Here is a 3,456-nt window from a genome sequence, read left to right on the forward strand (position 1 = left end):
CCACGCCATGATTGCCACTCTTTAAATTTATCCTGTTGCTATTGTCTCATTTGAGGTAAACACTCTGCTTGGCTTTTTATCGTGCAAAGATCTCAAAGTATTTAATATTTCAGTCTTAGTTCGTTCTAAAAATTCTAAATTCTTAGCAACCACTCCTTGCTGAGAATCCATTTTATTTTTGAATTCTGGGTTCGCACGAAACATCGCTTCTAATTGTCCGGGGATTCTGCCTATATCTCGTTTCGTCAGCATCACGTCAGAATTAATCAACACATCTTCATTTGGTTCGAGTAAACCCGTATCAATGTAGGCTGCGCCTCGGCCAGCAATATCAGATACCCCCTCTGCCAAATCAGGAAGAGTTTTAGAAAACATATTTATCAAGTAATAAGTATCTACTTCAGGATCTAGCGTTAGGTTGGAGTAGTCAGCAATTTGGGAATTTAATTTATAGACCTGATTAATTAACGTTGAATGGTCTATATAACTGTCCTTATTTTTTGTTGCTGCCAGCTTTTGAACAATATTTTCCCAAGACTGTTTTATCGCTTTTAACGGAACCGCAGCGTCAACATTGCCTTGCTCTAGTTGCATTTTTTCAAGTGCCGAGAGTTTAGAGAAGATTTCTTGTTGCTTCTTTATTGATGATTCTTTGGCAGACGCATTTCCTGCTAGAGCTAAATGCCGAAGCCCGCGATGCTGCTGTAAAAGTCGCAATAATTCTTGCGATACCAGCAATTGTTGTACGCCCAAACGTTCACTTTTCGTGAACGTTATTGACTTGTCTAATTCTTTTATGAGCAAACCAGTTACGACGATAGCGGGAACAGAAAATAGTAAAGCGACAATTACAAACTTAGGAAGCAGGCGTAAGCGCTGCATAAGAGCAATTGCAGGACTGAGGAATATTGGCATGGTAATTTCGTTGAAACGGTATTTCGCTTCAATTAATGAGGTAATGTTGCGTTGCAGAGAGGCTGCGCCAGCTTTATGACAACTTGATGAAATGAATGTCAAATATGTATAAATAACGGGACGAATTTGGTGTTGATTCAAAATATTTTGAATCCAATTCTTTCGGCATCGACTTGGGAATCAATATCTCATGCAATGCAAAGAATAGTAATAAATATCTCGCGCCAAAATATTTGTTCCGGAAAACGCATTTCATTTGCGATTTCGACCACGAGTTTACTCGTGGCGAATCATGCGCATAAGTTCCATGCTACCGAATAAACTGTTGGAGCGCGAACCGATTTGAATTCAAACATTAGTTTAAGGGTGATGGCTGAATTTTGCCTACCAGTTTGATGCGCTCGCAGGACAATTCCGCTCAGACTAAGGGTGAATGCGACCGAGTGCTAGCCATCAGACTTGGTTTAGCTCAAGCAATAAAATTTAACAAATTTCTTACGCGAAATTTTAGTTTTCCAATAAAAAAATGGGCGCCTAGAATTGCCTAGCACCCATCCAAGTTATTTACGCAGTTTCAAGACTAGTTTGGGCTTCGACGCTGTCATGCGAGGAGCTCTTTGCACTAATTGCTGCATGGTGCTACTCAATTTAAAAATAGCGACGTGCTCAGATAAAGTGCTGGCCTGGGCTTGCAGGGTCGCAGCAGCACTAGCTGCTTCCTCGACCATAGCAGCATTTTGCTGAGTTACCTGATCCATTTCACTAATTGCATGGTGCACTTCATCTATCCCACTACTTTGCTTATCGCTGGCGAGCATGATTTCGGACATGATATCCGTCACCTTTTTAACACTACCAACAATCTCTTCCATTGTGCTGCCTGCTTCGCTGACTAATTGGCTACCCATTTCCACTTTCTCGACTGAGTCGCCTATCAGGGTCTTGATTTCTTTGGCAGCAGCGGCGCTGCGTTGCGCCAGATTGCGTACCTCGCTGGCGACCACAGCAAAGCCACGCCCTTGTTCACCCGCGCGTGCTGCCTCGACGGCGGCATTTAGGGCAAGAATATTAGTCTGAAAGGCGATCCCATCAATCACACCAATAATATCGACAATTTTCTTTGCAGAACTATTGATTGATTGCATCGTATCCACGACCCGTGCGACGACCGCACCACCTTTGACCGCGACTTCTGAAGCGGATAGCGCAAGTTGGTTTGCTTGCTTGGCATTTCCGGCGTTTTGTTTGACAGTAGATGTTAGTTCAGTCATCGACGCGGTAGTTTTCTCGAGTGCCATCGACTGCTGCTCGGTACGTGACGACAGCTCTTGATTCCCTGAGGCTATTTCTGATGATCCGCTATATATCGAATCAGTGGTGCTGCGAACTTGGCTGACGATCTTCACAAGAGACTCGCGCATATCGCGCATCGCCGCTAATACGCTGCTTGTATCGTTGGGTGCGGTATGAATTTCAACGGATAGATCTCCAGCGGCAATGCTTTGCGCAATCGCACTCGCGTCGCGTGGCTCACCGCCCATCGCCGCGGTAATGGAACGAGCAATAAAGATGGCAACTACGGCACCAAGAAAAATTGCGCCCAGACACATCAATAACATCAGCGTTTGAAAACCGTTGGCGGTCGAACGTGCCGTAGCAGATTCCACCTTGTTCAAATTTTCTTCATAATCAATCAGCTTATTGATACGTGCTAACCATTCAACAAAGGCTGGTTTTGCTTCGGTCAGCAATAGCTGTTTAGCATTGTCGGCCTCGCCGGATTGGCGCTGTGCAATAACTTTGGCAATTAGCGGCATGGTGCGAGCTTCTGTTTCTTTGATGCTGGCCAGAATTTGTTTTTCGTCTGAACTAATTTCTCTTGAATCGGTAAAGATCTTGTCAAGCGGACCGGCAGACTTGGCATAGTCGGCCGACAAGCTGGAAATTCGGTCTAAGACAGTTTTCAACTCGGTATCGCTTGGCACCAGAACTACATCGCGCAGCGCAATCGCGCGGTCATGCACACTGCCACGAAAATTAATCGCATATCTTTGCTTGACGCTGTTGAAGTCACCAATCGTGATCAGGCCGCGGGAAATCGCGTTGACCTCGCCAACTCCAATAATCGTGACGATGATCATTAGAGTCAGGATTAATCCAAATCCGATCCAGAGTCTTGATCTAACGGTAAAGCTGCCTGTAGCGTCCCAATTCATAATTCTGATCCTTGTTGATGTTGGTAATCATGCAAGCTAATGCATTGGTCATAGCTAGTCCAAAGCGAGCACTCAGTAAGCAAATAAAGGAGTAATACAACACCTTACATATTTGCAATTGATCCTACCACCTATTCGCCTCAACGCTGTCATAACAAGTTTGATTGCGTTTAATGAAGCGACATAAAACCGTGACAAAACTTTTCTGAAGTAATAATTACCGAGATTAAATATGAGCTTCTTGCAAAATACCCAAACCAGTAAAGTCGAGCATGGGTGTGGCCACTGTTGCGATTGGTTTTCTTGTTTGAAGCGGCACATGTGA

Annotated in this window: 2 protein-coding genes; both read right to left on the reverse strand. The window is 44.3% G+C overall.

The window, feature by feature from the left end:
- Positions 1-27: 27 nt before the first annotated feature.
- Positions 28-1,056, reverse strand: a complete 1,029-nt coding sequence (locus AAKU64_RS22240) for a hypothetical protein (RefSeq protein ID WP_354363067.1) — start codon at positions 1,054-1,056, stop codon at positions 28-30.
- 419 nt (positions 1,057-1,475) lie between these two features.
- Positions 1,476-3,131, reverse strand: a complete 1,656-nt coding sequence (locus tag AAKU64_RS22245) for a methyl-accepting chemotaxis protein (protein ID WP_354363068.1) — start codon at positions 3,129-3,131, stop codon at positions 1,476-1,478.
- Positions 3,132-3,456: the final 325 nt, after the last annotated feature.

Source organism: Undibacterium sp. GrIS 1.8, assembly GCF_040544445.1.
Taxonomy (GTDB): domain Bacteria; phylum Pseudomonadota; class Gammaproteobacteria; order Burkholderiales; family Burkholderiaceae_D; genus Undibacterium.

Bases quoted from the DNA above. Each gene is read 5' to 3' on its own strand.
- AAKU64_RS22245 (WP_354363068.1), bottom strand. From the start codon at position 3,131: ATGAATTGGGACGCTACAGGCAGCTTTACCGTTAGATCAAGACTCTGG.